An 11,670-nucleotide genomic window follows, 5' to 3' on the forward strand; every position below is an offset into this window, starting at 1 on the left:
ATAATAGGAGTTTTTAAGATAGCGTTTAGCTATCTTAAAAAACGACTAAGGTTATTACAATAGTAAAAATTACTAAGGTTATTGCAATAATCCTAAGGGGAGCACTCGCTCCCTTTTTTAAATTTAAAAATCAATTTCCTAATTTAAATTCTTTAAAACTTGATAAATTAAACATATTTAGTATAAGATAACGATTATAAAAGGAGTTAAGATGAAAGAATTTAATTTTGATAACGCTGTGAAAAATCCATATATAGATAAAAATTTAAAAACACAAGAATACCAAGAAGAAAGACGATTAGTCAGTCAAACTATGGCAAAAATGGAAAAAGAGTTAGACAAACCAGAGATTTTATCAGTATTTAAAAGATTAAAAGACAAATGAGATATATCAAATTAGAAGAAGCCATAATTATTCACGAAAAAATCATTGAAAAAACAGGCGGATTGAGTGGTTTTAATAATACTCAATTAGGCTACCTAGAAAGTGCATTAGAACACATAAAAAACGATAATTATTATCCAACTTTAGCCGATAAAATTACTCATTTAATGTTTTCGTGTATAAAATTTCATCCTTTTACTGATGGTAATAAAAGAACTTCAATATTTTTAGCTATGCATTTTTTGGATTTAGATGATAAATATAATGAGAAATTTGCTATAGTTATGGAAGATATAGTCGTGCATGTAGCCGATGGAAGCATTTTAAAAGATGAGCTAAGAGAAATATTGATAAATTTTATAAATAAATATAATCAATAATAAAATTAGACTAAAAGATTTAGATTAAGGCATTTTTCTTAACGCTTAATAATACTAACGATTACAAAAGTAACAAATATGAATGTAACAATTACAACAAATAATAATCCGTATTTTTAAAAGCGTTAAAATAAGTTAAAGAGTTAGAAAAAGCTCATAAGAGTGATAGTTGAAGACACAAAGTTTTAAAGATTTTAGAGCCAAGATTAAAAATCTATGAGTAAATACTAAGTATTAAAATCAAAAGGCTTTAAAACTGGTTTTAAAAAAACTAAGTAAAGAAGATAAAAAACTAAAGCTAGATATTATTAAACGCCTTGCAAATGATGAAGTCTAAGAGCTGATTTATAAAAACTACGCATTGCAAGGGGTTTTAAAAGATTGCAGAGATTGTCATATCAAAAATGATTTTAGTGCTAGTGTATAAAAAATAAAAAATATATTAATTCCAACTTGCATTAGCATTGCAAATCACAGCAAAATAAATAACTTAACATAAATTAGATTTTAGCGATATATTTTTATTGTAATTATTTTAAGGTGCTATTCTTAGCACCTTTTTTAAAAACTAAGCAAAATCAAAAAACTAGCATAAAAAATATTTATGATTGTTTTAAATCCACCCTTATAACCAGCGTTTTTTCTTAAAAAATATAATAGGTATTATTGTAGAGATTATCATTAGGCTCAAGGTTATAAAATACCCATATTGGAATTTTAATTCAGGCATATTCTCAAAGTTCATTCCATAAATTGTCCCTATTAAAGTAGGCGGCATCATAGCAACGGTAACAATGGTAAAAAGCTTTATGATTTTGTTTTGTTCTATGTCAATTTTGCTAGTTAAAATTGTCTGTATATTATCCAAAATCCCAAGTTGCGAAAGGCTAAAATCTATTAAAGAATTTAAATCTTTTAAAATTATGTCTAAATTCTCTTTAATATGAACGCCTATTTTATCGCTTTTAATAAGTGATGATAAGGTCTTTTTCTTCTCAAACAACGAATATCTAATCTGCATATTTAAATCTTGAAGATTTGAAATCTTAGCAAGGTAAAAATCATAATCAAGAGCATTTTTTTGCTCTAAAATCTCGGTTTTTAGTAATCTTGAAACTTTATCAATCCACTCTAGCACATCTCCATCTTTATCCACTCTCATATCAAAAATCTCGCTTAATATCTCATAGCCACTTTTATAATGAGTTGGATTTGCTAGAATTATGTTTTCTACAGAAGCAAAGGTCGGAATTTCTCTAGCACGGATTGTAAATAATACTTTTTTATTTAGTAAAAATGTAATCGTATCTTTTGTAGTGGTTGTTTGATTTAGAGCGTCTTTATTTAAAAACACATTATTAATAGTAATAGTATCTTGCTCTTCCCAATATCTCGCACTTTCTTCTATGTTGTATTTTTCATCATCGTTTGGAATTTTAATATTAAAATTATTTTCTATATAAGCAATCTCATCTAGGTTGAAATTAAACAAATCTACCCATAAAGTATTTTCAGGTATTTCTTCATTGATATTAATAGTGCGTTTTAATACATTTAAATTGTCTTTATAATAAATAAAAAGCATAAAAATCCTTTATAAATTTTAATTATTATAATGAAAATTTTGAAATTTTAAATAGGATTTAAGGCTAAGCTTAAATCCTAAGAATTATTGTTTTAATTGTAAAAGTGTGTTAAGCATTTGATCGCTTGTAGTAATTGTCTTAGAGTTTGCTTGATAACCCCTTTGAATTACGATTAAGTTTGTTAAAGATGTGCTTAAATCAACGTTAGACATTTCAAGGCTACTTGCTTGGATTTTACCACGACCACCTGTTGTAGCAGCTCCGATTACTGGCTCACCTGAGTTTGATGTTTGAGTGAAAACATTGCCGCCTTCAGCTTCTAAACCTTCGTTATTTGTAAATGTCGCCATCGCAATTTGTGCTAGACCAAAGCTTCTACCATTTGTAAAGCTTCCGATGATTGTTCCGCTTTCATCAATTCTAATTCCGTTTAAGTCCCCACCACTAAAACCATCTTGAGAAATACCACTTGTATTGCTCTCTCTATCATAACTTGTAATTCCATCAAAATCATTTGGATTACCGAAATAAAAATCTATGTTTTGATTAGGAGTTGAGCCGTTGTTTGCTGTAAAGCTTACTGAACTTGGGCTAAATCCTTGTAATGAACCATCGCTATTAAATCTAATTGTTCCTGTTAGGACATTTTTTGGACCTTCGCCACTAATGTTGATTTCACAAGGCTCTGGAACTTGAATTACTATTCCCCACTCTGTGCCACCATCATCTGTGTAGCCGATTTTTGTAAAGTCATATTTGATTGAGTGTTTTGTCCCAAGTGAGTCAAATATATCAATACTTGAACTATGTGCGCTCATATAAAGCCCTTGAGTTTGACGAATTCCATCTCCACTTGTAAGTGCTCCTTGCATACCTTGCATAGTTTTCATAAACTTATCGTTTTCATTAACATTATTTGCAGGATTTGTTAGATTGCTAATGCTTAAGAACATATTGAAGTCATCTTCATTGTTGTTTGCATTTGCCGGAGTTTTTACATCAGGGTTTTGCTCTATAAATGTAGCTTGTTCTTGTGCTGTTAATTGATCCCATGCGTTTAAACCATGTCCTGGTTGATTATTATATTTAATTCTAGCTCTTTCGTTGATTGCTTCTGTGCTCATATCAAATACATCGCCATCATCAGCATTAAATGCGTCTCCTTTAGGATTTTTGATAACGAATTGTCCTTTAGCATCTACTATGATTTCAACTCCATCATTTTTAGTCCCTTGAGTATTCCAATTAGCATCAGTTACTTGTCTTCCATCGTAATTTACATAAAGCCTTGCATCTTTTTGCATAGCTTCTCTTAAATCTTCTGTGGTATTAAATGTTCTTTCCATATTAGCATTTAGTGAATGTGCTGTATTAGTTGGGTTTGGATCATAAGTATATTGATAAGCAGTAACTACTTTAATACTAGCACCATTACCATCATTATGGTCTAATACATTTCCATTTGCTAATAAACCGGTGTTATCAGCTTGACCACCATTTCCTGCTTTTAGAATTATATTCTTCATAGCCGCTGTTGTGCCTTGCTTATTATCATTTACTAAAATAAGTCTATTTCCATTTACTATATCAGCTCTTACACCTGTTTTACCACTTACTCCATTAATAGCAGTTGCTATATCAGCTACAGTTGAAACACTAGCAGCTATTTGAGTGCCATTAATTTCTATATTTAATGTAGCAGCAGCAGCAAATTTACCATTATTATCAATTTGATTATTATTAGCACCCAATGTTAATTGCCCAGTTCTAGCTTCTGCATAACTAACCCAAATTCCTTGACCTTTTCTAAGTCCAAGACTTTCTCCACTAGCATTGAATAATACCCCCATATCAACGCCACGCTCATTTAAGCGTAATTCACCATTTTTATTTGTAATAAAGCTATTTTGTGAAACATCGTTTTCTTTATGCACACCCGCATCAACCTTAATACCATCGCCGTTTATATTAGTCCATTCGTGATTGCTATCTAGCTGATAGATTGGAGTTTTTTTATCGCCTATGCTATTACCTGAATTTAGGTTTGCTTTTAAACTAACTAATGTTGTAGGATTTGCAGGGGTTGTAAGACCTGGTTTTATTACTATATTTCTAATTGGAGAAGTAGTATCAACTTCGCCTGTAACTTCATCTCTTAACCAGCCTTGTGCTATATAACCATTATTATCAACGAAGTTACCATAAGCATCACGAACGAAGTCCCCGTTTCTTGTATATTTATAAGTTTTACCACCATCAGGGCTTACTACGAAAAATCCATCGCCTTGGATAGCTAAGTCTGTGTTTTTCTTTGTTGTTTGGATACTTCCTTGAGCAAAAATCTTAGTAATTGAGTTAATTTGAGTTCCAAGTCCAACTTGCATAGGGTTTTTACCACCTAGCTCTCCTTGTGGAGCTGTTGCAACTTTGCTTGTTTGGTTCATCAAGTCGCTAAAATTTGCACGAGAGTGCTTAAAGCCTGTTGTATTAACGTTTGCTATGTTATTACCTTCTACGTCCATTGCTATTTGGTGTGCCTGAAGACCTGATACTCCAGACCAAAGTGATCTCATCATTTTTATATCCTTGTAATTAAATTCTCTAAGCAAGTTTTAGCAAAAGGTGTTCCAATTTTATTTTTTTATATTAAAATGTTGTTTTAATACCGAAAATAAGGGGATTTTGTGGATAGTGTAAAAAATAATTTTAGATTAGATTTAATAAAGTGCTTATCAAATACAAGATTACAAAGTTATAAAGACTTAGACGAGCATTTTAAAAATCTTAAATTAATTTCAAAATTATCCCCAAAAATAGGCATTTTAGAAATAACTTTAAGAAATTATTTAAATGATATTTTGGCAAAAAAGTTTAATAATGATGATTGGCTTTTAGATTACGAAAATGAAAGTATAAAAGAACAAATCAATAAATTATATAAAAGCAAAAAAAGAACGCCTACAAAAGATGAATTATTAAGCAATCTTACGCTAGGAACGATAATTAAGATTATTGAAGATGAAAAAATTGAGAAGTATATATTTTCAGATTTAGACTTAAAAAGATTTGATAAGAATAATAAAAACTACATAATAATAAACGGGCAAAAGACTAATATATTTTTAGATAATAAAAATAAAGCATTATTAAAACTATTTTTAAGTCTTAGAAATCGTGCAAGTCATTTTGAGAATTTATTAAAAATGAGAAATAACAAATATTCTAATATTAGTTATAAATTATATGAAAATTGCTATATCAGTATAAATCCAAGAAATTTAGAAAGATTTTTAGATGATTTGATAAGTGATTTTAATGAAGATTTGATAAGCAGAGTAAAACTCTGCTTTTAAGAGTGTCAAGACCACTCACGAAATACATTTCATAATATCAAAAAAAAATTAATCATAAAAGCTTTATCAATGTTTGTTAAAATCAGCTTTTATTAAAAGGAGAAAAATGAAATTTTTAAATATTCAAAAACTAAGCACTGAAAAGCTAGAAAATATGGGTTTTACTTGGCATACAAATGAAGATAAAAAATCATATGTAGATGATAAATTAATAATAATTAGCGAAGATGAAGCAAATAATTATTATAACGCTTGTAATGAGCTATATGATATGTTTATAAACGCAGGTTCTTATGTAATTGATAATAATCTTTTAGATAAACTTGGCATTCCTTTTAATTTACACGAAGTTGTGAAATTATCTTGGGAAAATGAAGTTCATTGGCATTTATATGGGCGTTTTGATTTAGCTGGTGGGCTTGATAATTTACCTATTAAATTGCTTGAGTTTAATGCAAATACTCCAACGGCACTTTTTGAAACGGCGATTTTACAATTTGAGCAATTAAGACTAAATAATTTAGATGAAAGCAATCAATTCAATCACACTTACGAAGCAATCGTTGATAATTTTAAACGCTTATCAACTTTAGATGAAGATGTAAGTAATTTTGATGAAGTATATGAAGGCTGGAAAATACTTTTTACAAGTGTAAAAAATACTGAAGAAGAGCTAACTACAAGATTGCTTATGCAAATGGCAAAAGACGCTGGATATGAATGCGAGTTTGCTTATATTGAAGATGTTGAATTTAGCGAAGATGGAGTGTTTTTAGCTGATGAGAATTATGAGTTTTGCTTTATGCTAATTCCTTGGGAAATAATAGCTATTGAAGAAAGCGAATTAGCACATTTACTAACAAAAATAATCAAAAACCAAAAAGCAATTATCCTAAATCCTGCTTATACATTATTATTTCAAAGCAAGGCTATTTTAGAGATTTTATGGCAGCTTTATCCAAATCATAAATATTTATTAAAAACTAGCTTTTTACCACTTGAAAACACTAAACAAGTTAAAAAGCCGTTTTTTGGTCGTGAAGGTGCAAATGTTACGATTTTGGACAAAAATGGCGAAATAATTACAAAAAATAATGGAGATTATGAAAATAACGGATTTATTTATCAAGAATTTGCAGAACTTAACGAATATAATGGCGAGTTCTATCAAGCTGGGGTATTTTTTGCCTACGAAGCGTGCGGACTTGGATTTAGAAAAGGTGGAACTATTATAGATAATTACGCACAATTCGTAGGACACATTATTAAATAAAGGAAAAATATGCAAGAAATTCTAAGTCTTACTTCATTTGTAGTTGATTTTGATATTAAAAAGAATTTAAAACAAGAATTACAAAATTATAAAAATATTTTAGTTATTGCTGGAGTTACGGCATTTGCGAAATTTAAAGATAAATTAGAATACGCAATTAGTGGCAATTATCATCTAACGCATACTAAAGAATGCTCGTTTAATGATATTAATAAAATTATAAATGAATGCAAAGGCTTAGAATTTGATTTAGTCTTAGCAATTGGTGGTGGTAAGGTTTTAGATACTTCAAAATACATAGCAAATGCTTTTAATCTAAAAATAATTACTATACCAACAATCGCTGCAACTTGTGCTGCTGTATCTGCTCTATCTGTTATTTATGAAGATGAAAAGTTTAAAGAATTAGCGCTTTTTAAAGAACCACCTTTTAAATGTTTTATAGATTTAGAAACTATTAAAAACGCTCCTAAAAGGTATTTAATAGCAGGTATTGGCGATACGATGGCGAAATTTTACGAATTTGATTTGCAATTAAAATATGCAAAAGCTAATAATATAGGCGTAAATTACTCAAATTCTTTTGGCAAAATTTGTAGTAATTTGTGCGTAGATTTAAACTATGAATATGCAAAATCTTTAAATGATGATTTGAGTTTTAAAAATGTCGTAATGTCAATAATAGTAAATACTGGCTATGTTTCACGCTCAATTAATATTGAATATAATGGAGCTTTTGCTCACGCAACTTGCTATGCGATAAGTTATATTAAAGAAATAGAAAAAAACTTCTTGCACGGAGAATTAGTAGCATTTGGTATTTTAGTCCAATTACTAATTGAGAAAAAATATGATGAATATGAAAAATTGCTTAAGTTTTACAAAGAAATCAATTTACCTACTAAAATAAGTGATTTTATAAAAGAAGATGAGTTTTCAAAACATATTGACAAAATAGCTAGTTTAGTCCTTGCATCTAGCGATGTTATTAATCTAATTAATCGTGGTTTTATAACAAATCTTGATGAGATAAAAAATGCTTTAATTTATAAAAAGGAGAAAGAATGAAAATTGTATTTTTAGACGCAAACACCTTAGGTGGAGAAAACATTGACGCATTTAAAGAATTTGGCGAAGTTGTATTATATGAAAAATCATCGCCTAATGAAGTAGTAAAAAGATTAGAAAAATGCGAAGTAGCAGTGATTAATAAAATCAAGATGAGCCGTGAAGTTATGCAAGCTTGCCCTGATTTAAAACTAATTTTAATTAGTGCAACGGGTATGAATACGGTTGATTTGGTTGCGGCAAAAGAATTTAATATCGTAGTTAAAAATGTAGCAGGTTATAGCACAAAAAGTGTAGCTCAACATACTTATGCTCTACTTTTATCATTAATGAACGAAACTCTTTATTATAATGACTACACAAAAAAAGGTAATTGGGCTAAGAGCGAACTATTTTGCGATTATTCAAGAAGAATTTACACAATAGAAGGCAAAACTTGGGGAATTATAGGACTTGGAGCTATTGGAAAAGAAGTTGCAAAAATAGCACAAATGTTTGGTGCTAATGTGATTTATACAAGTCTTAGTGGTAATAATAACAATGCTGATTTTAAAAAAGTTAGCTTAGAAGAATTGCTAAAAAATAGCGATATTATAAGCATTCACGCTCCACTTAACGACAAATCATATAAATTAATCAGCGAAAAAGAACTAACAATGATGAAAGATAATGCGTATTTGCTAAATCTTGGGCGTGGCGGGATAATTGATGAAGTAGCACTCGCAAAAGCAATTGATAGTAAAAATATCCGCGTTGGGCTTGATGTTGTAGAAGTTGAGCCAATGAGTGCTGATAATCCTTTATTAAACATAAGCAAAAAGCAAAATCTAATAATCACCCCGCACATAGCTTGGACTGCTTGTGAGTGTGTTACAAGACTAGTAGCAATGATGGTGAATAATTTAAGAGATTTTTTAAATGGTAAATAAGATTTACTTAGGGCTAATTTTAGCCCTATTCTTTAGTTCTTGTGCTAAGCAAATTCCAACTACAACTATAAATCTAACTATCAAAAGCGATATTATTAAGTTTAAAGGACAAGGTTTTTTAAAGGATAATAAAGGTGATTTAAATCTTGATTTATATACACTTGGAAAATACATAAATACTTTTAAAATCAATGAAAAAATATGTTTTAACAACGAATGCTATACCAAAAAAAGCTTTAATGAAAAATTCTTTGGCAAATGGTATTATGATGATTTGTTAAAAGATATAATTTTATGTAAAAATATATTTTCTAAGAAAAATTACTCAAAAACTCAAAATGGTTTTACTCAAATAATTGATGATTTAACTTATGTTGTTGATGATTTAAAATGTGAGTTTTCTTCAAAAAATATTATCATTAAAATTAATAAATAATAAATTTTATTATTCTATAATAATTTTTTCCTAATAATCTAATGAAATTTATATAAAAATACTATACTTAGATGGAATTTATAATAAGGAGAAATTATGAAAAAAGTATTATTTTCATCAGTTTGTGCAGTGGCACTACTAGGGACAAATGTATATGCAGTAGAAAATAGTTTAAGTAATAGTTTAGAAACTTTTTTAAGTCAAAAAACAGAGTTAGAAAGCAAGATTGAAGCTAAAAATGAAGACATAAATAATAAAAGTCAAGCTTTAGGTAAATTAAAACAAGAAGCTGAAACAAATAGGGCTTTAATAACAGAAGCTATGAAAGCAATAGGTTTAGCTGATAGAAACAAAAGCGATAAAGAAGGTAAGTTAAATGAAGTAAATTCTAAAAAAACTATTTTAGATAAAGAAAAATTAGATTTAGATGGCAAAAAAGCAAGTTTAGATAATGAAATTGCTAATTTAAAAACTTCAATTACTGATTTAGAAAGTAAATTGGCAGAGTTAACAACTGCTTATGACAATGGTCAAAAAGATTTAATTGCGAAAAAACAAAGTTTTAATACTGCACAATCAACATTAGATGCTAAGAAAACAGAAGTAAAATATACTGAACTAGAAAAAAAATATCATGACGCCATTAAGGCAGTAGATGATTTTAATAAAATGAATAATGAAACAGCAGGTGATACGGCGAAAAGACAAGAATTAGAAAACAACCAAAGAGATGCAAAAGCAAAACTAGAAGTAGCTGAAAAAGAAATAGCACCTTTAACGCAAGCTAAAGAAAAAGCTTGGAATGATTATGTTGATACTATAAATATTTTAGAAAAAAATGATAAAGACAAAAAAGTTAATTTAGCAGAGCAAACAAAAACTCAAAATAATTTAGATTTAAAAACTCAAGAGTTAAATAGCGTATCTACTCAAATTACTACTAATTCACAAAAATTATCAGAAGTGCAAACAGCTTTAACTACAGCTCAACAAGAATTAGAACAAGCTAAAAAAACCTTAGAAGAAAAGAAACTTGCTAAACAAAATCAAGAAGCAAAAACAAATGAATTAGACTTGGCAGTAGGAAAAGCAAAACAAGATTTACTAACAGCTCAAGCAGAACTTGATAAGTTAAATGCTGATTTAAAAGAAATTCAAGCAAATATTACAAACAATACAGAAGAAGGTAAAAAAGCTAAAGAAGAGTTAATGTCAAGTGGTATTTATACGGCTAATACTCAAACTCACGCTAACGCATTAATCACTTTAGCAGCTTCACACAATGGAGATTTAAGCAATGCAGCTCCTGAAGTAAAAGCACAAGCACAAACCTTAGCAAATCAAATAGCTACAACAATTTTAGATGAGAAAAAAGACGATATAACAGCAGAAGCTCTAAGCACTTTAAATGTTCAAATCAATAATATGAATAAGCGTTTAGGTGAAGTGCGTGGTTTAAATGCGGATATTGGGACTTGGTTTAGAATTTATGGTGGTCGTTTTAGCAATGGTAACAATAATTTCAATTACTATTCAACCCAAATTGGTGCAGATAAAAAAACTAGCTTAAATAATGCTGATATTCTTGCTGGTGTGCTATTTGGCTATGATAAAATCAATGCAGGTGTAAGAGCAAAAGATACTAGCGTAGGAGCGTATTTAAGCTATATTCACAATGATGGATATTTTGCTGATTTGGTATTAAAATATATAAGAAGTAGTTATGATAGTAAATTTGTTGATGTTAAATCTCAAAATTCATTCTTAGTTAGTGCAGAGGGTGGATATAGATTTAATGTAAATAATAATTTTTATCTTGAACCAAGCCTTGAGATAATCACTGGATATATCGGCAAATACGAATCAAGCTTAAAAATCTTTAATAAGTTTAAAATAAATGTAGATGCTCACTCTCCATTAATATTTAAACCACAAATATTTGCAGGTTATAGCGTAAATGATTTTACATTTAGAGCTGGTGTTGGGGCAGTAATTGATACTCAAACTAAAGAAGCAGACCTTTTAATAGGCGATATTATAAAAGGAGTAAATGCTAAGGTAAAAAGCAAATTAGGAGCTAGCGATAGAGGATTTTTAAGCGTTGGCACAGCATATACATTTAGCGATAATTTAAGATTGAATTTAAGTGTTGAAAGAAGCTTTGGCACAAAACTTACAAATGATTATGAAATAAACTCAACCATTAGATATACATTTTAAAATAAAGGGCTTAAAGCCCTTTTTTATCAAACCCCCACTA

At 29.1% G+C, this 11,670-nt stretch carries 10 protein-coding genes; 8 read left to right on the forward strand and 2 right to left on the reverse strand.

All coding sequences use genetic code 11. The features are described 5' to 3' along the window. Nucleotides 1-211 precede the first annotated feature (211 nt). Together AVBRAN12642_RS08925 and AVBRAN12642_RS08930 are read left to right on the forward strand one after the other, a co-directional pair. Nucleotides 212-385 (forward strand): hypothetical protein, encoded by a 174-nt coding sequence (locus AVBRAN12642_RS08925; protein WP_214120408.1) that lies wholly within the window; start codon nt 212-214, stop codon nt 383-385. Beyond that, nucleotides 382-765, forward strand: a complete 384-nt coding sequence (locus tag AVBRAN12642_RS08930; RefSeq protein ID WP_336608246.1) for a type II toxin-antitoxin system death-on-curing family toxin — start codon at nt 382-384, stop codon at nt 763-765. The genes AVBRAN12642_RS08925 and AVBRAN12642_RS08930 overlap by 4 nt, the downstream gene beginning before the upstream one ends. Before the next feature lie 625 nt (nt 766-1,390). Here AVBRAN12642_RS08930 and corA read toward each other — a convergent pair. Beyond that, nucleotides 1,391-2,350, reverse strand: coding sequence for a magnesium/cobalt transporter CorA (gene corA / locus AVBRAN12642_RS08935; RefSeq protein ID WP_214120399.1), 960 nt, complete (start codon nt 2,348-2,350; stop codon nt 1,391-1,393). 84 nt (nt 2,351-2,434) lie between these two features. Beyond that, nucleotides 2,435-4,927, reverse strand: coding sequence for a flagellar hook protein FlgE (gene flgE, locus AVBRAN12642_RS08940; RefSeq protein WP_336608247.1), 2,493 nt, complete (start codon nt 4,925-4,927; stop codon nt 2,435-2,437). Nucleotides 4,928-5,035: 108 nt separating this feature from the next. Between flgE and AVBRAN12642_RS08945 the strand changes: the two genes are divergently transcribed. The 6 genes from AVBRAN12642_RS08945 (at nt 5,036) to AVBRAN12642_RS08970 (ending at nt 11,630) form a co-directional block, all read left to right on the forward strand. Further along, nucleotides 5,036-5,704, forward strand: a complete 669-nt coding sequence (locus tag AVBRAN12642_RS08945; RefSeq protein ID WP_214118900.1) for a hypothetical protein — start codon at nt 5,036-5,038, stop codon at nt 5,702-5,704. Nucleotides 5,705-5,810: 106 nt separating this feature from the next. Beyond that, on the forward strand, nt 5,811-6,977 hold the full coding sequence (locus AVBRAN12642_RS08950) for a glutathionylspermidine synthase family protein (RefSeq protein ID WP_214118902.1): 1,167 nt from the start codon (nt 5,811-5,813) through the stop codon (nt 6,975-6,977). A gap of 9 nt (nt 6,978-6,986) precedes the next feature. Further along, the gene (locus AVBRAN12642_RS08955; RefSeq protein ID WP_336608248.1) at nt 6,987-8,045 is read left to right on the forward strand and encodes an iron-containing alcohol dehydrogenase; all 1,059 of its coding nucleotides are present in this window, start codon (nt 6,987-6,989) and stop codon (nt 8,043-8,045) included. After that, nucleotides 8,042-8,974, forward strand: a complete 933-nt coding sequence (locus AVBRAN12642_RS08960; RefSeq protein ID WP_214118912.1) for a D-2-hydroxyacid dehydrogenase — start codon at nt 8,042-8,044, stop codon at nt 8,972-8,974. Before AVBRAN12642_RS08955 ends, AVBRAN12642_RS08960 begins: the two co-directional genes overlap by 4 nt. Next, nucleotides 8,964-9,410, forward strand: a complete 447-nt coding sequence (locus AVBRAN12642_RS08965) for a hypothetical protein (protein ID WP_336608249.1) — start codon at nt 8,964-8,966, stop codon at nt 9,408-9,410. Before AVBRAN12642_RS08960 ends, AVBRAN12642_RS08965 begins: the two co-directional genes overlap by 11 nt. A gap of 96 nt (nt 9,411-9,506) precedes the next feature. Further along, complete coding sequence (locus AVBRAN12642_RS08970) at nt 9,507-11,630, forward strand: autotransporter outer membrane beta-barrel domain-containing protein (protein ID WP_336608250.1); 2,124 nt, start codon at nt 9,507-9,509, stop codon at nt 11,628-11,630. The last annotated feature ends 40 nt before the right edge of the window (nt 11,631-11,670 follow it).

It is taken from the genome of Campylobacter sp. RM12642, from assembly GCF_020137635.1.
In the GTDB taxonomy this organism is placed as follows: Bacteria; Campylobacterota; Campylobacteria; order Campylobacterales; family Campylobacteraceae; genus Campylobacter_E.